At 60.1% G+C, this 21,212-nt stretch carries 20 protein-coding genes and 2 tRNA genes; 20 read left to right on the forward strand and 2 right to left on the reverse strand.

All coding sequences use genetic code 11. The annotated features are described in order from the left end of the window. Positions 1-44 precede the first annotated feature (44 nt). The 14 genes from rpmE to ACTQVX_RS01570 all read left to right on the forward strand — a co-directional run bounded on the left by rpmE (position 45) and on the right by ACTQVX_RS01570 (position 16,099). The gene (gene rpmE / locus ACTQVX_RS01505) at positions 45-470 is read left to right on the forward strand and encodes a 50S ribosomal protein L31 (RefSeq protein ID WP_154516018.1); all 426 of its coding nucleotides are present in this window, start codon (positions 45-47) and stop codon (positions 468-470) included. Between the two features lie 191 nt (positions 471-661). Further along, complete coding sequence (locus ACTQVX_RS01510; protein ID WP_441044638.1) at positions 662-1,765, forward strand: hypothetical protein; 1,104 nt, start codon at positions 662-664, stop codon at positions 1,763-1,765. Next, entirely contained in the window at positions 1,752-2,024 is a 273-nt protein-coding gene (locus tag ACTQVX_RS01515; RefSeq protein WP_427794657.1) for a hypothetical protein, read from the forward strand. The genes ACTQVX_RS01510 and ACTQVX_RS01515 overlap by 14 nt, the downstream gene beginning before the upstream one ends. A 156-nt stretch (positions 2,025-2,180) precedes the next feature. Next, on the forward strand, positions 2,181-4,988 hold the full coding sequence (gene secA, locus ACTQVX_RS01520) for a preprotein translocase subunit SecA (protein WP_441560019.1): 2,808 nt from the start codon (positions 2,181-2,183) through the stop codon (positions 4,986-4,988). Continuing rightward, positions 4,988-6,136 (forward strand): peptide chain release factor 2, encoded by a 1,149-nt coding sequence (gene prfB, locus ACTQVX_RS01525; RefSeq protein WP_441560021.1) that lies wholly within the window; start codon positions 4,988-4,990, stop codon positions 6,134-6,136. The genes secA and prfB overlap by 1 nt, the downstream gene beginning before the upstream one ends. Before the next feature lie 163 nt (positions 6,137-6,299). Then, a complete protein-coding gene (locus tag ACTQVX_RS01530) occupies positions 6,300-7,190 on the forward strand; it encodes a YitT family protein (protein WP_441048319.1) in 891 nt (296 codons plus the stop codon). 207 nt (positions 7,191-7,397) lie between these two features. Continuing rightward, positions 7,398-8,228: a transketolase gene (locus ACTQVX_RS01535; RefSeq protein ID WP_154516003.1), complete on the forward strand. Its 831-nt coding sequence runs from the start codon at positions 7,398-7,400 to the stop codon at positions 8,226-8,228. Between the two features lies 1 nt (position 8,229). Beyond that, positions 8,230-9,171, forward strand: coding sequence for a transketolase family protein (locus ACTQVX_RS01540; protein ID WP_441560023.1), 942 nt, complete (start codon positions 8,230-8,232; stop codon positions 9,169-9,171). 451 nt (positions 9,172-9,622) lie between these two features. Beyond that, a complete protein-coding gene (gene ftsE / locus ACTQVX_RS01545; RefSeq protein ID WP_441054830.1) occupies positions 9,623-10,840 on the forward strand; it encodes a cell division ATP-binding protein FtsE in 1,218 nt (405 codons plus the stop codon). After that, the gene (gene ftsX, locus ACTQVX_RS01550; protein ID WP_154515997.1) at positions 10,827-11,747 is read left to right on the forward strand and encodes a permease-like cell division protein FtsX; all 921 of its coding nucleotides are present in this window, start codon (positions 10,827-10,829) and stop codon (positions 11,745-11,747) included. Before ftsE ends, ftsX begins: the two co-directional genes overlap by 14 nt. A 267-nt stretch (positions 11,748-12,014) precedes the next feature. Next, positions 12,015-14,150, forward strand: a complete 2,136-nt coding sequence (locus ACTQVX_RS01555) for a ribonuclease R family protein (protein WP_441560025.1) — start codon at positions 12,015-12,017, stop codon at positions 14,148-14,150. Between the two features lie 174 nt (positions 14,151-14,324). Next, on the forward strand, positions 14,325-14,930 hold the full coding sequence (locus ACTQVX_RS01560; protein ID WP_427717749.1) for a recombinase family protein: 606 nt from the start codon (positions 14,325-14,327) through the stop codon (positions 14,928-14,930). Positions 14,931-15,050: 120 nt separating this feature from the next. After that, a complete protein-coding gene (locus ACTQVX_RS01565) occupies positions 15,051-15,617 on the forward strand; it encodes a VanZ family protein (protein ID WP_441560093.1) in 567 nt (188 codons plus the stop codon). Positions 15,618-15,733: 116 nt separating this feature from the next. After that, on the forward strand, positions 15,734-16,099 hold the full coding sequence (locus ACTQVX_RS01570; RefSeq protein ID WP_441560095.1) for an arsenate reductase family protein: 366 nt from the start codon (positions 15,734-15,736) through the stop codon (positions 16,097-16,099). A 150-nt stretch (positions 16,100-16,249) separates the two neighbouring features. Here ACTQVX_RS01570 and ACTQVX_RS01575 read toward each other — a convergent pair whose 3' ends face one another. Beyond that, a complete protein-coding gene (locus ACTQVX_RS01575; protein WP_441537941.1) occupies positions 16,250-16,513 on the reverse strand; it encodes a hypothetical protein in 264 nt (87 codons plus the stop codon). A gap of 258 nt (positions 16,514-16,771) precedes the next feature. Between ACTQVX_RS01575 and ACTQVX_RS01580 the strand changes: the two genes are divergently transcribed. The 6 genes from ACTQVX_RS01580 to ACTQVX_RS01605 all read left to right on the forward strand — a co-directional run bounded on the left by ACTQVX_RS01580 (position 16,772) and on the right by ACTQVX_RS01605 (position 19,382). Then, positions 16,772-16,845 (forward strand) — tRNA-Gln (locus ACTQVX_RS01580). Between the two features lie 17 nt (positions 16,846-16,862). Then, positions 16,863-16,939 (forward strand) — tRNA-Glu (locus ACTQVX_RS01585). A gap of 95 nt (positions 16,940-17,034) precedes the next feature. Next, the gene (locus tag ACTQVX_RS01590; protein WP_427727424.1) at positions 17,035-17,952 is read left to right on the forward strand and encodes a hypothetical protein; all 918 of its coding nucleotides are present in this window, start codon (positions 17,035-17,037) and stop codon (positions 17,950-17,952) included. After that, complete coding sequence (gene smpB, locus ACTQVX_RS01595; RefSeq protein ID WP_196025254.1) at positions 17,942-18,412, forward strand: SsrA-binding protein SmpB; 471 nt, start codon at positions 17,942-17,944, stop codon at positions 18,410-18,412. The genes ACTQVX_RS01590 and smpB overlap by 11 nt, the downstream gene beginning before the upstream one ends. Positions 18,413-18,644: 232 nt before the next feature. Beyond that, entirely contained in the window at positions 18,645-19,148 is a 504-nt protein-coding gene (locus ACTQVX_RS01600) for a flavin reductase family protein (RefSeq protein ID WP_117743517.1), read from the forward strand. A gap of 90 nt (positions 19,149-19,238) precedes the next feature. After that, positions 19,239-19,382, forward strand: coding sequence for a rubredoxin-like domain-containing protein (locus tag ACTQVX_RS01605; RefSeq protein ID WP_035137395.1), 144 nt, complete (start codon positions 19,239-19,241; stop codon positions 19,380-19,382). A 469-nt stretch (positions 19,383-19,851) separates the two neighbouring features. Here the strand turns inward: ACTQVX_RS01605 and ACTQVX_RS01610 are convergent, their stop codons facing one another. Beyond that, positions 19,852-21,108 carry an Nramp family divalent metal transporter gene (locus tag ACTQVX_RS01610; RefSeq protein ID WP_441054826.1) on the reverse strand — a complete coding sequence of 419 codons (1,257 nt, stop codon included), beginning with the start codon at positions 21,106-21,108 and terminating at the stop codon, positions 19,852-19,854. Between the last annotated feature and the right edge of the window lie 104 nt (positions 21,109-21,212).

The following is a 21,212-nucleotide window of genomic DNA, read 5'->3' on the forward strand; positions in this document are numbered from 1 at the left end:
TGCGCTGATCGGTAACCAGCGCCTGACCAATAAGGAGTCCTACCATGAAGCAGGGTATCCATCCCCAGTATGTCGAGTGCACGGTGACGTGCTCCTGCGGCAACACCTTCAAGACGCACGCTACCGTGTCCGAGATGAGGGTCGAGCTTTGCAACGAGTGCCACCCGTTCTACACCGGCCAGCAGAAGTTCGTCGACACCGGTGGACGCGTCCAGCGCTTCGCCGACAAGTTCGGTGGCGCCGCTGCCGCCCAGCTCAAGAAGGCCGAGGAGGCCAAGGCTGCCAAGGCCGCCAAGGCTGCTGAGGCCGAGGCCGCTCGCAAGGCCGCCGCTGAGGCTAAGGCTGCCGAGAAGGCCAAGCGTGCCGCTAAGTTTGCCGAGGAGGCTGCCAAGCAGGCCGCCGAGGCTCCCGCAGAGGCTCCCGTCGAGGAGGCCGCTGCCGAGGCCGAGACCACCGAGGCTGCTGAGTAAATAGCTCGCCGAGGAATCGCTCGCATTCATGGCAAAAGGGCCGTGCATCCAATTGGGTGCACGGCCCTTTTCTTATCGACGCAAAGCAGCACGTCCTCTTTGCACCGAACGGTGGGGATTTTTCGTTTGCCCAGATAAAACCTGCCAAAATAAACCTGTCCCTTTTTGGCAGGTAACCGATAGGAGGCTACGTGGACACATCGACGTCCTTGGGCAATCGCGAGCTCGCGGTGGCAAAGAAGCGTGCGCTCGATGCTGCCTATTTTAGGAAGGGTATCGCTGTCGCGGCGCTTTCGAGCTGCATGTATGCGCTGTACACGGCCTTTGTTACCGCCGGTCAGCTCTTTGGCGTTTGGGCCGGTTGGTTCGATGCATTTGCTCCCTCCGGCCTTTTGGCGGTATTCATCTTGCCCACAATCGCCTCGGGCGTCAATGACGTGCTGAGTGCCGTCTGGGCCACGTTTTTCACTGCCGGTCAGGGCAAACTCGCCGACCTAGGCCGCTGCATCGCCTCAAAGCCCGGCGTCATCGTTATCGCCGCCGCCTTCATTGGCGGGCCCATCGCTTCTGCCGCCTACGTTATCGCGCTTTCGCAGGCAGGCACGCTTGCCGTGCCCATCGCCGCGCTCAACCCCGCGATCGGTGCGGTGCTCGCCCGCGTGCTCTACCGACAGCCGCTTAGCCCCCGCGTCGTCACCGGCATCGTTGTCTGCGTGGTCGCCGGCGCCATGATCGGTAGCGCCGGCCTGAGCGGGCAGGCATCTTTCGGCATGGCGCTTGGCCTGGGCCTGGCGCTGTTAGCCGCCCTGTGCTGGGGCGTCGAGGGATGCGTGGGCGGCCGCGCCACCTGCATGATCGATCCTCAGATCGCCATCAACATCCGTCAGCTTGTCTCGGGCGTCGGCAACCTGTGCTTGGTACTGCCGGCCCTAACCTTGGCATGCGGAGAGCCCCTTGGTCAGAGTTACGTCCTTGTCGCCCAAGCGCTCACCGACAAATCCTCCGTCGTGTTTTTCGCCTGCTCCGGTTTTGCCGCCTACTTTTCGTTTATGAGCTGGTATCGCGCCAACTCCATGTGCGGCACGGCGCTGGGCATGGCCATCAACGGCACCTATACCTTTACAGCGCCGCTGTTTACGTGGATTATCGTCGGCCTGGTCTTGGGCTTTGACGGCTACGCGCTTCCGTCCGTCGCATGGGTGGCGGCCGTCGTCAACCTCGTCGGCATTTGCCTGATCGCCGTGAATCCCCTCGACATGGTTAAAAAGGACGGTGATCGGGATGCTTCCGCTTAACTATGCCATGCTCGATTATTTTGTTTGCCATGACGAGGCTTGCGTCGACGATGTGATGGCCGATCTCGCGGCCGAGTATGCATCGTTTGCCGCCTTTGCAAGGCCGCGCATGCAGGAGGCGCTCATGACCGCGCACAAGAATGGCCTGATTGACGAGGCGCGCTTTGATTTGAATGCCGAAGGCGAGCTTCGCGTCTACTATCGGGCGAGCGCCGAGCAGCGCAAAGTTATCGGCGCTTATCTGGGCCGTAGCCACTAAAATAAAACGTCCCTTTTTGGCAGGTCGGTCGTAGTTATTACGTGGGGGATGAGGTCGAGCGTATAGCGTGCGTCCCGTTTGGCTAAAGTACAACTATCTGTGTTTAACTCGCCCAGTGCAGTGCGCTACGGGCGATGGCCAAAAAAGGAAAACCACATGGGATTCATGTCAAAGCTGCTGTCCTTTGGATCCGATAAGGACCTTAAGCGCTACTACAAGATCGTTGACCAGATCAACGGGCTTGAGCCTCAGTTTGAGAAGATGACCGAGGAGGAGCTTCGCGGCCAGACCGATAAGTTCCGCGAGCGTTATGCTAACGGCGAGTCGCTTGACGACATGCTCCCCGAGGCCTTTGCCACCGTGCGCGAGGCTTCAAAGCGCATCACGGGCATGCGTCACTTTGACGTACAGCTCATCGGCGCCATGGCGCTGCACGAGGGTCATATCGCCGAGATGAAGACCGGCGAAGGCAAGACGCTCGTCTCCACCCTGGCCGGCTATCTTAACGCCATCGCCGGCAAGGGCGTGCATGTCGTTACCGTCAACGACTACCTGGCAAAGCGCGACTCCGAGTGGATGGGCCGCATCTACAAGTATTTGGGCATGACCGTCGGCCTGCTGCAGAACAACATGCCGCTCGAGCTTAAGCGCCCGGCCTACCAGGCCGATGTCACCTACGGCACCAACTCCGAGTTTGGCTTTGACTACCTGCGCGACAACATGGTCACCCGCCCCGAGCAGCGCGTCCAGCGCGGCCACAGCTACGCCATCGTCGACGAGGTCGACTCCATCCTGATCGACGAGGCCAGGACCCCGCTGATCATCTCGGGCGCCGGCACCAAGTCGGCCAGCACCTACAAGGACTTCGCGCGCGCCGTGCGCGGGCTGGAGCGCGGCGAGGACGTGTCGCACGATATGCTCACCGCTACCGAGGACGTGGAGCCCACGGGCGACTACGTCATGGACGAGGCCAAGCACACCATTGCCGCCACCGAGCGCGGCCTCAAGAAGATAGAGCGCCGCCTGGGTATCGAGGACATCTACGCCGACCTTTCGGGCCAGCTGGTCAACCACCTGCAGCAGGCGTTGAAGGCCCAATACATGTTCCACCGCGACAAGCAGTACGTCGTTACCAACGGCGAGGTCAAGATTGTCGATGAGTTCACCGGCCGCATCATGGAGGGCCGTCGCTACTCCGAGGGCTTGCACCAGGCTATCGAGGCCAAAGAGGGCGTGCTCGTGCGCGAGGAAAACCAGACGCTGGCCACCATCACCCTGCAGAATTACTTCCGTCTGTATGGCAAGCTTTCCGGCATGACCGGTACGGCGCTTACCGAGGACGCCGAGTTCCGCGAGATCTACAAGCTGCCCGTCGAGGTCATTCCCTCCAACAAGCCCGTGCAGCGTGTCGATCACGAGGACCTGGTGTACCGCACCATCCAGGCCAAGTACAACGCCGTTGCCAATGATGTCGAGCAGCGTCACGCCAAGGGCCAGCCGGTCCTGGTGGGCACCGTCTCCATCGAAAGCTCCGAGAAGCTGTCGGCCGCCCTTACCAAGCGCGGCATCGCGCACGAGGTCCTCAACGCTAAGCATCACGAGCGCGAGGCTCATATCGTTGCCCAGGCCGGACGCTACGGCGCCGTGACCATCGCTACTAACATGGCCGGTCGTGGTACGGACATCCTGCTGGGCGGCAACCCCGACGAGCTGGTGCGCGAGCGCCTGGAGTACGAGGGCCTGACCATGGAGGACGTGACGCCCGAGCAGCTCGAGCAGTTTAACGCCGAGGCCAAGGAGACCTGCAAGGCCGAGCGCGAGCGCGTGCTTGCCGCCGGCGGTCTGACCGTCATCGGCACCGAACGCCATGAGTCCCGCCGTATCGACAATCAGCTGCGCGGCCGTTCTGGCCGTCAGGGCGATCCGGGCGAGACCCAGTTCTACCTGTCGCTCGAGGACGATCTGATGCGCCTGTTTGGCGGCGACAAGATGGACCGCGTCTCCAAGATGATGGTCACGGCAGAAATGGGCGACGACATGCCCATCCAGCACAAGATCATCTCCAAGGCCGTCGAGAGCGCTCAGCACAAGGTCGAGAGCATCAACTTCTCCATGCGCAAGAGCGTTCTTGAGTACGACGACGTGATGAACAAGCAGCGCCAGGTTATCTACGCCGAGCGCAACAAGATTCTGGACGGTAAGGACCTGACCGACCACATCACCGAGGTCATGCACGACACCGTGTACCGCTGCGTGCAGGAGTTTTGCACTAAGGACAGCCACGACGGCGAGCGCGACCTCGATGGCCTGCGCAAGTGGGTCGTGGAGCTGACCGGCCATATCGATACGCCCAAGTTCCCCGACGAGGATTACGAGGCCCTTGCTGCCGATGTCCTAGCCTACGTCGAGAAGTGCTACAACATGAAGGCCGAGCGCCTGGGCGAGGACCTCATGCGCGAGCTCAATACTCAGGTCATGCTGCGCGTCATCGATACCCGCTGGATGAACTACCTGCAGGAGATGGACTACCTCAAGACCGGTATCGGCCTGCGCGGCTTTGGTCAGCGCGACCCGCTGGTCGAGTACAAGACTGAGGCCTATGGTGCCTTCCAGATGCTCGTTGACACCATGTATGAGGATTACCTGCGCACCGTCCTGCGCATCGAGATCAAGGCCGCCCCGCAGGCTGTGGAGCGCAAGGAGGACCCCGCGCTCGAGGGTGCGCGCTTCTCCGGCCCCGCCGACGTCGATGGCGACAACGGCAACTCGGTCCTGCGCAAGGAGGCACGGGCACAGGCTCGCACGGCCGTCCAGGGCGGACCGGCAGCTGTCAACAACGGCGCTAAGGTGACCACCTACCGCAAGTCCGAGAGCGACGACCCGTATGTCAACGTGGGTCGCAACGAACCGTGCCCTTGCGGCAGCGGCAAGAAGTTCAAGTACTGCCACGGCAGGAATCGTTAATGGCGGATGCTTTAGAGGTAACGCCCGCCGAGTTGGACGCGTTTGCGGACCGGCTCGGCGAGGTCGAGTCGTATCTTCATTTGGACGAGAAGCGCACCCACGTGACCGAGCTTGAGGCCAAGAGCGTCGCTCCCGGCTTTTGGGACGACGCCGATGCCGCTCGCGCCACGATGGAAGAGATTGCGCGCGCCAAGGAGGATATCGCCGCCGTGGATACCGCGCGCGGCGAGCTCTCCGACGCCCGCGCGGCGCTGGAACTTGCCGAGGAAATGGGCGATGACCCCGATGCCGCTGCACTGCGTGAGGAGGCTGCCGCCACGGCTGATCGTCTGGCGCGCGCCATCGATGAGCTCGAACTTTCGAGCTGGTTTACCGGCGAGTTCGATCACGGTGACGCGATTGTGACCATCAAGCCCGGACAGGGCGGCTTGGAGGCGCAGGACTGGACCTTCATGCTCTTTAAGATGTACATGAAGTACTGCCAACGCCGCGGCTGGAAGGTCACCATCAACGATTGCCCCGCTGCCGAGGTCATTGGCATTGATCGCGCGACCTTTACCGTTGAGGGCAAGGATGCCTTCGGTATGCTTCGTGCCGAGGCCGGCGTTCACCGTTTGGTGCGCATTAGCCCCACCGATGACAAGAAGCGTCGACAGACTACGTTTGCCGGCGTCGAGGTCATTCCGGTGCTGCCCGACGATATCGATATCGAGATCAACCCCGACGATATCCGCGTCGACGTGTACCACGCAAGCGGCCCGGGCGGCCAGGGCGTCAACACCACCGACTCCGCCGTGCGCGTGACGCATTTTCCCAGCGGCATTGTAGTGACCTGCCAAAATGAGCGCAGCCAGATTCAGAACAAGGCCGCGTGTATGCAGATTCTCAAGGCCCGCCTGTACGAGATTGAGCTCGAGAAGCGCGCCGAGGCGCTCGACGAGATCCGCGGTCCCAAGACCACGATTGGCTTTGGCAACCAGATCCGCAGCTACGTGCTCTATCCGTATCAGATGGTCAAGGACCTGCGCTCGGGCGTGGAGACCAGCAACGTCGAGGCCGTTCTCGACGATGGCGACTTGGATCCGTTTGTGATCGGCTACCATCGCTGGGCTACCGGCAATGCTGATGCGGAGTCTCCGTCCGCTTAAGCCCCGGGTGAGTCTCGGACCGACACTAAACTCTGACCAGGGCGGTTTTATATCCAGAGCAAACCCGCCGCGGGGTGGTTTTTCCTCGGCGAATCGGTAGAATCGAATACGGCAATAAGTTCAAAGCGCACCCAATGGGGTGCGCTTTTTTGAGGGAGGTAGCATGGCATATCGTCTGGATATCAAGCGCATTCTTTCAATGAACTTCTTCCGCGATCTGCCCCAGATCATGCTTGGGTGCGCTTTGGCGGCCATCGCGACCGACCTGTTTTTGATTCCCAACGGTCTTGCCGCCGGTGGCGTTACGGGCCTTGCGACTATTATCCAGGCGGTCGGTGCCGCGCGGGGCGTGTCGCTGCCCGTCGGTATCCAAACCATCGTGATGAATGCCTTGCTGTTGCTGGTCGTCATGCGCGAGGGCGGCATGTTCTATGTGGTACAGACGGCGACAGGCTTTGTGCTACTGGGCTTCTTTACCGACCTGTTTGCCCCGTTTGTAGCGCCTCTGGCAGATGCGGACCTGATGCTTCCCGCTATGTGGGGCGGCATTATCACGGGCATTGGTTACGGCATGGTGTTACGCGCCGGCGCCAACACCGGCGGCTCCGACACCATCGGCCAGATTATCTCGCGTAATACCTCGCTGCCGGTGGGTTCGACCGTCATGGCGATCGATGTCGCCGTATGCGCGGCATCGGCCCCCGTCTTCTCTCTGGAGAACGCGCTGTATGCAGGGCTTTCGATGGTAATTAGCGGCTATGTGATCGACGCTGTGGTCGATGGCGGCAACAAGCGCCGTATGGTGCTCATCATCTCGGAGAATTTCCCCGATATCGCGGCCGATATCATGTATGGCCTGGGTCGCGGCTGCACTAAATTTAAGGCGACCGGCATGTATTCGGGCGCGGAGAAGCCGGTGATTATGGTGATCGTTAGCCGCCGCGAGCTCAATACACTTAAGACCATCGTGCGTGAGCGCGATCCTCAAGCTATCGTGACGGTCGCCGACGTTACGGAAGCCTTCGGCGAGGGGTTCAAGGACATTAACGCGTAGGGCAGACTGCGCTCCATCCAAAAGACGTTCACATTGATAAACCGATTCATCAGCGGGTCTGCCAGCTAAATTATTCAAATAATGATAAAAACTCTGGTAAAGCCTTCAGTTTCCAGCATAATGAATGGCGCACGTGCATTGCGGCTGGGTTGGGATTACCTTCTGCGCCGTGCGCATCTTGTCTAAAGAGGATGAAAGGAAGGCACAATGAGCGACGAAGAGCTCAAAAAGGTTGCCAACGAGGTAAGGAAGGGCATCGTCACCGGCGTGCACGCTGCCAAGTCCGGCCATCCGGGCGGTTCGCTCGGCTCTGCCGACATCATGACTTATCTGTACTTTGAGGAAATGAATGTCGACCCGGCCGATCCTCGCAAGGCCGACCGCGACCGCTTTGTGCTCTCCAAGGGCCATTGCGCTCCGGGTCTGTACGCCGTGCTCGCCGAGCGCGGATTCTTCCCCAAGGAGGACCTCGAGACGCTGCGCCATATCGGCAGCCACCTGCAGGGCCACCCCAACATGAACGACACCCCGGGCGTCGACATGTCCACCGGCTCGCTGGGCCAGGGCATCTCCGCCGCCGTGGGCATGGCCGTCGCCGCCAAGCACTGGGGCGATACTTACCGCACGTACGCCCTGCTGGGCGACGGCGAGAGCGAGGAGGGCCAGGTCTGGGAGGCCGCCATGTTTGCCGGCAATCAGCAGCTCGACAACCTCTGCGTGATCGTTGACCACAACGGTCTGCAGATTGACGGTCCCGTCGAGGAGGTCAACGATCCCATGCCGCTCGCCGACAAGTTCCGCGCCTTTAAGTTCCACGTGGTGGAGCTCGCCGACGGCAACGACTTCGGTCAGATTCGCGCCGCCTTTGCCGAGGCTCGCGCCACCAAGGGTCAGCCTACCGCCATTATCGCCGAGACCATGAAGGGCAAGGGCGTTTCCTTTATGGAGAACCAGGTTGGTTGGCACGGCAAGGCCCCCAACGATGAACAGTTTGAGCAGGCCATGGCAGAGCTCACGGCCGCCGGAGAGGAGCTCTAGGATGGCAGACGTCAAGAAAATCGCCACGCGCGTAAGCTACGGCGAGGCCCTCGTTGAGCTCGCTGCCGAGCACGACGACTTTGTGGTCCTCGACGCCGACCTGGCTGCCGCCACGCAGACCGGTAAGTTTAAGGCCGCCTGCCCCGACCGCTTCTTCGATGTGGGCATTGCCGAGAGCAACCTGATGGGTGTCGCCGCCGGTATCGCGACCACCGGTCGTACTGCCTTCGCGAGCACCTTTGCCATGTTTGCCGCCGGCCGCGCTTTTGAGCAGGTCCGTAACTCCATCGGCTATCCGCACCTCAACGTCAAGATCGGCGCCACGCACGCCGGTATTTCGGTGGGCGAGGACGGTGCCACGCACCAGTGCTGCGAGGATATCGCCCTTATGCGTGTTATCCCTGGCATGACCGTGATTGTCCCGGCCGACGACGTGGAGGCCCGCGCCGTGGTCCGCGCCGCCTACGAGTGCGACGGCCCCGTGTACATGCGCTTTGCCCGTTTGGCCTCGCCGGTCATCAACGACCCCGAGACCTACAAGTTCGAGCTGGGCCGCGGCATCGTCATGCGTGAGGGCGCCGATGTGACCATCATCGCCTGCGGCCTGATGGTTGGCGAGGCTCTCGATGCTGCCGAGCAGCTCGCTGCCGAGGGCATCGACGCCGAGGTCATCAACATGCACACCATTAAGCCCATCGACGCCGATCTGATCGTCAAGAGCGCCGCCAAGACCGGCCACGTCGTGACCGTCGAGGAGCACTCCGTGATCGGTGGCCTGGGCAGCGCCGTTGCCGACGTGCTCTGCGCTCAGTGCCCGACGCCGCTCAAGAAGATTGGCGTCAACGACACCTTTGGCGAGTCCGGTCCGGGCGCCGAGCTCCTGCACAAGTACGGCCTGGATGCCGCCAACATCGTGGCAACCACCAAGGAGTTCTTGGCCTAGGGCAAGACGAGGCAAAGTATCGCTTTAGCAACCGTATGCAAGCCAGAACAGGGGCGCCCCCAAAGAGGGCGCCCCTGTTTTTTGTCGGTAACAAACAAATCGGGCCCGCACCAAACAAGGGCTTCCTCCGGGAAGCGGGCCCATATCAGCAAAGTGCAACTCAGCCCTTCCAATTTTGTATATGCAGCACCCCAAGAAAAACGCGGCGACTCCTTAGTAGCCGCAGGCCGCGCACAGGGCTACCTCCCAAATCTTTCCGCAGGACGGAGGAGTCCCCGCAGCGCGAAGCGCGCAGCGGGGACTCCGACATGTCCGAGGACGATTTGGGAGGTAGCCCTGTGCGCGGCCGGTGAGACCAAAACCCTGCCATGCTTCTTATGTGCAGCGAAGCTAATGCTGCTAAAATACAAAGCGCTCATGTAGTTTAAACGCACGATGATAAGGAGCACCAGTGGGTAACCACTTCCGTACCTCCGGTGCGGGCGATGAGGCCCCCAAGACACGGCAAGGTGTCCCGGGCACACGTTTCGCCACTCCGGATTCAGAGGGCCAGCATATTGCCCAGGCCCCCGCACAGCCGGCAGATCAGGCACGGCCGGCATCCGATCCCTTTGCCTACAATCCCACCAGCGATGCCGAGCTTTCTGCCGCTGCGGGCTTTGAGCCCGTCCAAAAGGTGACTGCTCGCGTGAACCAGCCTCAGACGTCAGCCGAGCCTCAGCCGACCATGGCGGGCATTCCCGATCCCATGGTTCCTGCTACGCCCGCGCCGCAGCCGGCGCAGTCCGGCCTCTTTGCCGGCATTCCCGATCCTACGCAGCCCGCTGCGCCCATGGTCGAGAATGATCAGGCTGCCGAGGTCGCAAGTCTTGACAATGCGCTCAACAACCCCGATTTTACGTCGGTGTTCGCGCCTATCGATCCGCAGGCAAGTCGCAAGAAGATGGCCAAGCAGGCCGGTGTCGAGCCCGTCATTCTGATGGAGCATGTCACCAAGATCTACCCGGCACAGCCCAACAAGCCCGCACTCGACGACATCAACATCGAGATCTATCCGGGTGAGTTCGTCTTCTTGGTCGGTCATTCCGGATCGGGTAAGACCACGCTGCTTTCCACGCTCAACCGTGATGTCAGGCCTACGAGCGGTCGCATTTTGGTCGCCGGTCAGGATCTCATGAAAATCAAGAACCGCAAGGTTCCCTTCCTGCGCCGCCAGATTGGCGCCGTGTTCCAGGACTTTAAGCTTCTGCCGCAAAAGACCGCCTATGAAAACGTGGCGTTTGCCCTGCAGTGCATAGGCAAGCCCAAGGGCGTCATTCGCAGCCAGGTGCCCGAGGTACTGCGTCTGGTCGGTTTGGCCGATCAGATGGACTCGCTGCCCGATCAGCTTTCCGGCGGCGAGCAACAGCGCGTGGCCGTCGCCCGCGCCATGGTCAACCGTCCGCCGCTGCTGATTTGCGACGAGCCAACGGGCAACCTCGACCCGGCAATTTCGCTCGGCATCATGAAGCTGCTCGAGCGCATTAACCGCACCGGTACGACCGTGATCGTGGCTACCCACGATCGCGAGATGGTCGATAGTATGCATCGTCGCGTGATCGCCCTCGAGGGCGGCCACGTAATCCGCGACCAGGAGAGGGGAGGTTACGGCAACTATGGCACCAACTAACGTGGGCTATTCGCTCAAAGAGGCAATGAGCCACTTCTTCCGTAACTGGACCACCTCGCTCGGCGCCGTCATCACGATTTTTCTTTCGCTGTTTATCATCGGCCTGTTCATCATGGGTTCCGCGATGCTGAACTCCGTGATCGGCACCGTTGAGGACCAGGTTGTTATCAACGCGTTTATTAGCGATGACGCCGACCAGGCCGACGTCCAGGCTTTCGAGAGTGAGCTCAAGACGTGGAACAACGTTAAGTCCGTGACCTATAAGGACAAGGACGACGCGCTGGCCGAGTACACGAGCAAGATGTCGGGTAACGCCGACGCCACTCTGAGCGCACTTGACGGCCAGAATCCGCTGCCTGCTTCGTTCGCGATCGAGATGGACGATCCGTCCCAGGTCGAGAGCACGGCCAAGAAGCTCAAGAAGAACTCCGATTTCCAGAAGATCGCGGATGACGGTGACGTTGACGCGAGCGTTCTGTACGGTCAGGAGGAAGTGAGCCGCCTGTTCCAGGTGACGAACTACATCCGCATCGCTGCCGTTGTGCTTGTTGGTTTGCTGACGTTTATCGCGTTCATCTTTATCAACAACACGATTCGCCTGTCGATTACGGCTCGCCGCCGTGAGATTGCTATCATGCGCCTGGTGGGCGCCAGCAATGGCTTTATTCGCGGTCCGTTTATCACCGAGGGCGTGCTGCAGGCCGTTTTGGGCTCGCTGCTTTCCATCGGTGTTTTGGAGCTGCTTCGCAACCTGTTGGTTCCGCGTCTTCAGGAGAGCATTGGCTGGATGTCGTTTGCGCTGCCGATGCAATACTACCTGGTGACGTATGCCGCACTGATCCTGGTCGGCGTGATCATCGGTCTCTTTGGTTCCGCCATTGCCATGCGTCGCTACCTGCGCGTGTAGACACAGCTGGAATTAGTTTTGCTAACGGGCCGTCCCGCTCTGGGGCGGCCCGTTTTTTGATCCCGTGCGACGGAGGAAAAGGACTCACCGGCAGTTCGGCTTGTCTCGATAATTCGATTTTCTCCGTCACATAGGGATCATGACGCGAGGTGCGTGCCCTGTTGTTGATTGGGTAGACTCTTTGATGCGTGCGGTTTAGGCCTGCACAGTGTTTTGACATGATGCGGATGCGCCTGCGGGCCCCGCAACAGATAGTAAGGAGGCGCCATGGGGCGCAATAACAAACATAAGCGTAGCGCTCGCAACAAGCGCGCGCCGGTGCGCAGCGAGCGGCGTCCCAGCCTGACGGGCCGCGTGCAGCTCCATGAGCATAGCGCCTATGTTGTCACCGATAATGGCGACTATAAGGTTATGGGTCGCGGCAAGCGCGAGATTATGGACGGCGACATCGTGGCCGTGAGCATTAAGACCGGACCGCGCGGCGATCGCCGTGCCGTGATCGAGGGCGTTGTCGAGCGCGCGGCCATAAGCGTGGTGGGCACGTATCAGACGGCAGGCCCCCTCGGTGTGATCGAGCCGCTTGATTCGCGTCTCAAGGCCGATTTCTTTATTTTGCCCGAGGATACTTCGGCGGAGCGTTTGGGCGTGCATCCGGGCGATGCAGTCGTCGCACGCATTTTGAGCTATCCGACACGCTTGGAATCGGGCACCGTGACTCTTGAACGCCGCATTGGCGGCGACGATGCACCCGACTTGGGCGTTCAATATGTCATGGCTCGTTACGGCTATACCGATAGTTATCCCGAGACCGCCCTTGCCGAGGCCGAGGAGCTATCGCTCGACGTGGCGACAGCTCTTAAGGACCCACTTCGCCGTGATCTGCGCGACCGTTTTATCATCACGATTGATCCGGTCGACGCGCGCGACTTTGACGACGCCATCTCTTTGGAGCGCACGACGCAGGGCGGCTACAAGCTGGGTGTCCATATCGCCGATGTATCGCATTATGTGGCCTGGGATGGACACATCGACCTAGAGGCTCGCCATCGCACGACGTCGGTGTACCTTGCCGATCGCGTGCTTCCCATGTTGCCCGAGCGCCTGTCGAATGACCTGTGTTCCTTGCGCCCCGACGAGGATCGCCTGGCGTTTACCGTCGACATCGAGCTCGATGCGCAGGGGCACGTCCGCCACTACGATCCGTATCCCAGTGTGATTCGCTCGCGCGTGCGTATGGACTATGACGGTGCCGAGGCATTGCTGGTGCGTGCCGGTGCGGTGGAGTACTCCGTGTTGGAAGGTGCCGCCGAGGATGTTGCTGCAGCCGAGGCGTCGCGCGAGGAGGCGCTTGAGCGCGGTTTGACTTGCGAAGAGACTGCCCGCGACTACGACGTGGATCTGAGCGATTTCCTAGTTGCTGCCAACGAGCTTGCCGAGCGACGCCGTCGCATTCGCCGTGCGCGCGGCTCGGTCGACTTTGACACGGCGGAGATTCGCGCTTTGCTGGACGAGGACGGCGTTCCCGTGCAGATCGTGGCCCGCGAGCGCTCGTGTGCCACGTCGCTCATCGAGGAAGCTATGCTGCTTGCCAACGAGTGCGTTGCCGAGTGGCTGGCAGACCGCGATATTGAGGCATGCTATCGCGTGCATGAGGATCCCAGCCCCGACAGCTTGCACGGGGCCGCTGTGACGCTGGCGCAGCTGGGTATCATCGACGATCGCCGCGCGGCCGGCATTGCCCTGGGAAGTCCCGATGAGCTGCAGGCGGCGGTTGACGCTGCCGCTGGCACGGCAAATGCCCCGCTTGTCAACACGTTGCTATTGCGCAGTATGCAGCGCGCGCTGTACAAGCCGCGCAACGAGGGCCACTTTGCGCTCGCCGCGCCGTGCTACTGCCACTTTACGAGCCCTATCCGACGCTATCCGGACCTTGTTGTCCATCGCGTGCTCAAATTGCAACTGGCGTATGAGCAGCTGGGCGGCAAGGATGCCTTGGCGCGCACGCCGCGGCTGATCGGCAAGGGTCGCGAGTCGCTGCCGCGCATCTTGCCGCAGATTTGCCGTGCATGCAGCGATGCCGAGCGTGCGGCCGACGCCGCCAGCCATGCGACGCAAAAGATCAAGATTGCCCAGTATTACGAGGATCGTCTGGGCGAGCGCTATGCCGGAACCATTTCGTGGGTCAGCAGCATGGGCCTCTTTGTGCGCCTCGACCTGACACAGGTCGAGGGCTTGGTCTCGATTAAGAGCTTGGGAAGCGAGTGGTTCGAGTTTGACGAGGACGCGCTCACGTTGACGGGTGCCGACACGGGGCGCCGTTTTGAGTTGGGGCAACGCGTGATCATCGAGGTCTCGCGTGTCAACACGACCCGCGGGCACTTGGATTTCAGGCTTATTCATTAGCCGGAATTTGATGATTGATAGAGAACGGGGCGGTCTTTTGGGGCTGCCTTTTTCGTGGCGGTTCAATCGTCTTGCCGCTCGCGCGCTTGCGTCTTCCGCCTGCTGCAGGGGAGATAAAACCTACCAAAATAAACCTGTCCCTTTTTGGGAGGTTTACGAGAGAGCGGGGATGAGATGACAACGGTGTACGGGTATGCGCGGGTGAGCTCGCGTGATCAAAATCTGAATCGGCAGCTGGATGCGCTGGGCGCCTATGGCGTGGAACCGGCGAATATCTTTGCCGACCATGCGAGTGGCAAGGACTTCGATCGACCGCGGTATCGCGAGCTGCTGTGCGCGTTGGATTCCGGCGATGTGCTGGTGGTACTTTCCATTGATCGGCTGGGCCGTAACTACAGCGAGATCCTCGAGGAATGGCGGTGCATAACCAAAGAGCTCGGTGCCGCCATCGTGGTGCTGGACATGCCATTGCTCGACACGCGCGCCAGAGACTGTGGTGGGTCGGACGTGACGAGTACGTTGATTGCCGATATTGTTTTGCAGCTGCTGAGCTATGTGGCGCAGGTGGAGCGCGAGAACATCCACCGGCGCCAAGCCGAGGGCATTGCGGCGGCGCGAGCGCGCGGCGTGCGCTTTGGCCGGCCCCGCAAGCCCTGTCCCCCGCAATTCGAGCTGGTACGCGATGCCTACGAGGCGGGTGATATCACGCGGAGTCAGGCGGCAAAGCGGCTAGGCGTGTGCGTGGGGACGTTCGATCGCTGGATGCGCGAGATGGAGTAGGGGCGCCACGGTCCTTTGGCGCCCCGATTCGAACATTTTGGATTTCGCTACGGCGACAACTGCATTTGGGGGTACACTCGCTGCTGCTCAAAAAATGACGGAGGTTGGCCCTTGGCGCGTGTGAAGCACATGGTCGGATGGATTTCGATTGCCCTGCTGGTCGTGACGCTGGCAAGTATTTGGATGCTGACGGAGCAAAACGTGGAGCAGACGTCGTCGCTCAGCGAGTCCACCGCGCGTGCGGTGGAAGGACGGGCCGCGGACGTGCGGCCCGACGCCACGCAGGAGTTCCAGGCGGGGGATGCCGTCGAGGGCACGGATTCAACGACTGCCACTGTTCATCCCGACCCGCTTGCGCCCGTTCGTCTGTGGATGGGTGCCAACATTCGTCGCGTCGCACATACCGTTGAGTTCTTCTTTGTAGGACTGTTTGCTTCGGCGACAGTGGCATGCCTGGGCGAGTGCCTGCCATGCGCGCGATTCCGGTACGTACTCGCTCTGCTCTTTTGCGCCGTCTGCTCTGTCGGTGACCAAGTGCACAAGATCTTTGTTCCTGGTCGTCATTTCGACATGATCGACCTGGGCTTCGATGCCGCGGGTTACGTTGTCGCCATGCTGTTGGTGCTGTTGGCCGCCGCGCTGGTTCAGCGCGCGACCTGTCCCATTGGCGCCCATGCGAGGCGCTAACCTCAAGATGGAAAATCGCGACCGCCTGTACGTCGGCGCTGGTTACAATATCGGCATCGGTCGCAGATGGCCATCGATGCGCTGTTTGCCAGACACTTGTCTTTTCTAAGAAGGGAATCCCCATGGCAGTGCTGTTTGTTGAATACCCCAAATGCTCGACGTGTAAAAAGGCCAAGGCCTGGTTGGACGAGCATGGGGTTGAGTACGTCGATCGCGATATTGTTACAGACAATCCTTCGGCTGAGGAACTTGCAACCTGGATTGCTCGTTCGGGGCTGCCGGTGCGACGCTTCTTTAACTCGTCGGGCATGAAATATCGAGAGCTTGGTCTGAAAGCGCGCCTGGATGCGGGTATGACGGACCAGGAATGCTGCGAGCTGCTGGCGACTGACGGCATGCTGGTTAAGCGCCCGCTGCTGGTGGGCGACGGCTTTGCGATTCCCGGCTTTAGGGAAGCGGCTTGGACCGAGGCGTTGCTGTAGCGACTTCGGAAAGTGCGTCCCATTTTGAGTGCTGATTCTGGGACACGGTTTCCGGTTGAGGGCTCGACGGGAAAGTGGGGACCAGTTTGAGCTTGAAATCTGGGATGCGCTTTCTGCCGGCGGGCCTACTCCAGGGCGGGCCTGCCCCAGTCAGTCCTTCAGCTGCGCCCATTCATGTGGGTCGTAGATCTTTACGTGCTTGTCGGGCGTGTCGCTCCAGTACTCTTCGTCCATAAAGGGCAGGTATGCCTGAATGCCGGGGCAGATAAACGGAATTCGTTGCCGCTGCAGGCGCTCGCGCTGCCGCCGCTCCAGGTTCTTCTCGGATATGACGGTCGGCATGCCGGACAGCTCGACGAGGCTTGCCTGGATGCGCTTGAGGTTGGGGAGCGCCGCATGCCATGACGTCCGCATGATCAAAAGATACTTCGATTGTGTTGCCTGGTGCTATCGTTTTCGCGTTAGTATCTGCCAACGGTTGAGGGCTACCGCTCGCGGCGTTTTGCCCTTCGTGTACAGCGGTCGGCATCACAGGTCCTTCACGGGTTGGACGAAATTAGGCCAATTTGACCGAATTTTAAAAAAGTCAAAATTGGGGCTTGCGTCACGGAGCGACTTCCCGTATATTTCTTTCTTGCGCAAAGGCACAGCCGAGCGCAGCGATGCAATCATTGGGATGTCGTCTAATGGCAGGACAGCGGATTCTGGTTCCGTCAATGGGGGTTCGACTCCCTCCATCCCAGCCATTGCATTTGCTACATATGGCCCGTTCGTCTAGCGGTTTAGGACGCCGCCCTCTCAAGGCGGAGATCACCAGTTCGAATCTGGTACGGGCTACCACAAATTGAATGCCCGGGCCTCGCAAGAGACCCGGGTTTTGTGTATACACCGCATGTGTGGAATGAGCCGCGTTTCACCTGGACCGAGGAGTTGCCATGGACCTGCCCATCAGCCTACAAGACATTACGTATGCCGAGAATTACCTGGCGCAGGGAGACCTGGCCACGGCGACGCCGCTGCTGGAGCGTTTGGTGGAGCTCGCCGAGGAGTATATCGATGCCGAGTGCAAAACGGAGGAGAACCGCCAGTACTTTAGCTTCGATAGCAAGTTTGAGCGCCTGGCCTACCGCCGCGTGGAAAAGGATCCACGCGAGCTGGTGCAGGTCGAGGTGCCCTTTGATCGCCTGTACTCCGACATGGCGTTTGCCTACATCCGTCAGCAGGATTATGTGAGCGCCCGCAATGCCTTGATGCAGGCCGTGCGCTGGGACCCCATGAACTGCAACTACCGACTGGATCTGGCCGAGCTGTTCCGTGCGCTCGAGGACAAGCAGGAGTGGGCTTCGCTTTCGTTTTCGGTGCTGGAGCGTGCGAGTGACGGCAGGTGCGCCGCCCGCGCCTACGCCAACTTGGGCCAGTACTTTTTGGAGCCCGAGACCGAGAACGTCTCGGCGGCCGTGGGTTGCGCACGTCTGGCGCTGCGCTTGGCCCCTGGCGATTCACATACGACGCGCTTGCTCAGCAAGATCCATGCCACCTATCCGGATGCCGCCGACGAGAGTGATGAGCATGTGATGGGCGAGCTGGCGTTGCAGGGCGTACCGACCTCGCCTTCGGCCGAGATTGCCATTTGTCTGATTATGTGTGCGACCGACGCTGCGGGCGACGGTGACAAGCAGGAGGCTACACGCCTGACGGTCCGTGCCCGCGACCTGGTGGGCGAGGAGGCATGCGCGGCGATCATTAAGCTGGTGCGCGAAAGCGATGCCGAGCTCAACGCCGAGCGCAAGGCCAAACGCGAGGCCGCGAGCGGGAAAGCCGATGACGCCGAGGAGGCCGGCGATGCCCAGTAAGCGCGAGCGCAAGCTCATCTCTAAGAATCGTTCGGCGCATCACGAATACTTTATCGACGAGACATTCGAATGCGGCATTGAGTTGAGCGGTACCGAGGTCAAGTCGATTCGCGAGCGCGCCTGTCAGATTACCGATACTTTTGCGCTGATTCGCGGCGGCGAGTGCTGGCTGGTGGGTTTGCACATCCATCCCTATAGTCACGGTGGCGTGTGGAACCGTGATCCCGATCGCCGGCGCCGTCTGCTGCTGCATCGCAAGGAGATTGATTTTCTTGACGGCAAACTACGCAACCGCGGCTATGCACTGGTGCCGCTCGAGCTCTACTTTAATGCCGATGGTCGCGTTAAGCTGCTGTTGGGCCTGGGCCGTGGCAAAAAGCTCTACGACAAACGCGAGGACATGGCCAAACGTGACGTTCAGCGCGAAATCGATCGCGCGCTTAAGGAGCGTAATCGCTAAGGGTTGATATCCGGGCGGGCGGGGATGTTCATCCATCACTGTTGTCGTACTCCCGGTCTGCTCCTCGCAAGTTGCGGTGGAATAGTTCCTGTTTGTTGGGTATCCAGGCTTAAACAGGGACTTTTTCACCGCAACTGCGTGTGGCTCATTTTTCTTACCGTTCTGACACATAGGTCTCATTGTGGGTATATACGTCTGCAAGGCTCAATTCCGAGTTAGGGGAGTGATCGTTTTGGATAAAACTGCGTTCTTTACGATGCCGTGCGGGCTGTATGTGGTGAGTGCCGCGGCAGATGGGTCGCGCGCCGGCTGCATTATCAACACCGCGGTGCAGGTGACGTCCACGCCGCCGCGCATTTCGGTTGCCGTGAACAAGGAAAATGTCACGTCTAGCGTTATCTCGTCTGCCAAGGCCTTTGCGCTGACCGTGATCGATCAGACGGCCGATATGCCCTACATTGGTAACTTTGGATTCCGTACCAGCAGCAACTATGACAAATTTGCCAAGTACGAGACGCGCGAGACCGCACTGGGCATGCCCTATGTTCCCGAGCATGCGGCGGCCTTGTTTAGCTGCCGTTTGATCGACACAGTGGATGTGGGCACGCATCTACTGTTTATCGGCGAGGTCGAGGATGCCGAGCGCCTGAGCGACGAGACGCCGCTCACCTACGATTACTACCATAAGGTCCTGAAGGGCAAGACGCCGCCCAAGGCGTCTTCGTACCAAGGGTAGAAATGCGGTAAAACCGCTTGCACTATATTATTAAGAATATATACTAATTAAGCAAAGTACACCAGCAGCCACGTTCGAGAGGAGAACATCATGGCCGAGGAAAAGAAGACGTACAAGTTCGTGTGCACCGTTTGCGGTTACGAGGTAGAGGTCGACACGCCCGAGCTGCCCGAGGATTACGTGTGCCCGGTGTGTGGCGTCGGTCCCGATCAGTTTGAGCTCGTCGAGGAGTAGCTCGTAGACACACGACTTGCAGCAACATATAGCTCTGTCCAAGGGCCCCGGTCGGATATCCCGGCCGGGGCCCTTTTCCTCCGTCCCCGAGGGATCACGGCTGCTATTAGCCGATCCTGTCTGTTGTGAGTCCGGGCGACCTTTTGTCTTAACCTGCAACATCTAACGGCTCAAAACGGGTCTTCCTGTTACAGAACGAGACAAACCAAAACCATCATTCTCAAAATCTCAATCTATAACATTTAGGCACGTAAACCCCCTCTACTTGTTACAGATCGAGACAAAAGGTTGGGGCTGAAGAAATATCTCGATCTGTAACATCTGGGCGCGGAAATTGGGTCCACTTGTTACAGATCGAGACAAACTGAAACTATCTCTCAGAAAATCTCAATCTGTAACATCTAAGGGCTCAAAACGGCCTCACGTGTTACAGATTGAGACGTTATATCTGGACAGTCACGCCATCCCATTACATCCCCGTTAGCAGCACGATGTCGAGAATCGTCACGATGACACCGATCCCTACGAGCAACGCGTTGAGCGGGCGCGAGTTGGCGTATTTGCCCATGACGCGGGGCGAGCTGGTGAGTCGTATGAGCACAAAGACCGTAATCGGCAGCTGAAGCGACAACAGTGCCTGACTCCAAATGAGACCCTCAAAAGGATTCGGGACGATCAGGCACGCCGCCACTGCGCCGACGAAACAGGCCGCCACTCCGATCGAGGAATGTCGGTCGTGGATGTCGTATTCCTCGTCGAATATGCCCGCGGTGATGGTGCCCGCCGCCATGCCCGCCGTCACGCTACTCGATATGCCCGCAAACAGCAGTGCCACCGCAAAGATGGTCGAGCTTGCCGGGCCCAGAATGGGGGAGAGCGTGGCCGCTGCGACGGCGAGGTCGTCTACGACAATGCCGTGCGCAAAGAAGGTCGTTGCGGCCAGGATGACCATGGCCGAGTTGATTGCCCAGCCCACACCCATCGAAAAGAGCGTGTCGAAGAGCTCGTAGTGCAGGCGTTCTTCGATAACCTGCTCGCCTTGGCCTTCGAAGTGCATGGATTGGATGACCTCGGAGTGCAGGAAGAGGTTGTGGGGCATAACGACCGCGCCTAGGACACTTACGATAATCGCGACTGAGCCGGTGGGCATACTGGGTGTGATCCAGCTTGTGGCGGCTTGCGGCCAGTCGACCTTGACCAGCAGAAGCTCGGCTAAAAACGAAAGTCCCACCACGCCCACGAAGGCGATGATCCAGCGTTCGGCGCGTTTGTAGGAGCTTGTCATGAGCATGGCAATCGATGCCGCCGCCACGATGATGCAGCCGGCACGTACGGGCAGGCCAAAGAGCATTTGAAGTGCGATCGCACCGCCCAGGACTTCGGCCATGGCGGTGGCGACCGTGGCTAGATACGCGCTGCCGAGTATCGCACGCCCGACGAGGCGGGGCAGGTGGCGCGTCGTGGCCTCGGCAAGACACATGCCCGTGGCGATGCCCAAGTGAGCCGCGTTGTGTTGCAGCACGATGAGCATGATCGTGGACAGCGTGACGATCCACAGCAGCGCGTAGCCAAACTGCGAGCCGGCGGCCATATTGGAGGCCCAATTGCCCGGGTCGATAAAGCCGACGGTCACGAGCAGCCCGGGGCCGATATGCCGTGCGATGTCGAGTCCGCCGTGGCCGCCGGTGCGCGGGGAGCCAAAGTGATGTTTGAGATGGTCGATCATGGTGCACTCCTGCGTGCCGTTTGTTTGACGCCGCAAAGGATACCCGTTTTAGGCTCTAAATCTGACCATGACTAACAAAATTGTTGTATTTGAATAGGATGGTA

This window comes from Collinsella sp. LCP19S3_A6 (assembly GCF_052122015.1).
GTDB lineage: Bacteria > Actinomycetota > Coriobacteriia > Coriobacteriales > Coriobacteriaceae > Collinsella.